The sequence below is a fragment of the Tissierella sp. genome, assembly GCF_052089545.1.
In the GTDB taxonomy this organism is placed as follows: Bacteria; Bacillota; Clostridia; order Tissierellales; family Tissierellaceae; genus Tissierella_A.
The window spans coordinates 2767-3738 of the sequence record NZ_JBQDAA010000220.1 but is presented as its reverse complement, the minus strand read 5'-3'; the positions used below and the strand labels follow the sequence as shown (position 1 = coordinate 3738).

Annotated in this window: 1 protein-coding gene; it reads right to left on the bottom strand. The window is 29.6% G+C overall.

Features of this window, described 5'->3' with window-relative positions; genetic code table 11:
* Positions 1 to 4: 4 nt before the first annotated feature.
* Positions 5 to 972 (bottom strand): HEPN domain-containing protein (locus tag ACTHW2_RS11855; RefSeq protein ID WP_442264123.1); only part of this gene is annotated, 968 nt, incomplete at its 5' end.

Genomic DNA, 972 nt, shown 5'->3' with positions numbered 1-972 from the left:
ATAATTAATTTAAGTCCTCAAACTCATATAGATTAGTTAATACGTTTTGATAGTATTTTCTATGAGATATTGCGTCTATGATATCTTTGTCTTCCAAACCTATTATTTTCATGACATGATATTCTGTTATTATATTAAGAACTTTCGCTACTTTAATTAGTTCCAATAAAGAGAAAATCTTCAATTTATCATCCGAACTTCCATGAGTAATATAATTTCTGGTATTTGAACACATTATTGCAAAGTCACTTTTACCCTTGCCTTTGATAAAATCGTACCCGTCTAAATTTATTTTCTTAAGCAAATCTTGTGGTGCCTCTCTTAATAATTCAAGTATTCTTTTCCTAAGTGTAGGTTTACTCAAGTTATCTATGCTAGAAATTATTTTCGCCATTATGCTTTCTTCAATCTGAGAAGATAACTTTTTTATCAATTCTGCCGCTTTAATTAATTCGTCATTTACCTCTTTGTGTTCATCCCAAAATTCCCTATGTAATACTTCTAGATTAAGACAGGCATCTAAAAATGAATTTTCAACGTAGTTGCCACCTGTAAAAGATACAGAAAAACTTTGGATAATAACTTTTATTTTTTTAAAATTGACAAAAAACTGATTCAAATAACCCTCTAATTCATTAGCAATAGTTCCATATGGATATGAAGGGAATGGTTGATTAATTTTGCTTACTTCTTTCAGTTGCCGTATATAAAACCTTCCAGTACCTTTAAATTTGTTTCCTGATAGATCCTCTTTCTCAGAAGGAAAGTCTAAAAATTGAATATTAAGCTTTTTACCCAAAAACAAATTGAATAGCAGGCTAATTCTATAAACCACTTCATGGAGTTCTTTAATTGTTTTGTCCTGATTTAGTGTAAGTTTGTAGTAGGGAACATATGCTAACTTAATCTCTTGCATACCTATACCATTTAATTTTTCTGTTGCTGCTACTTTTTCTTCTAATAACCCACCAA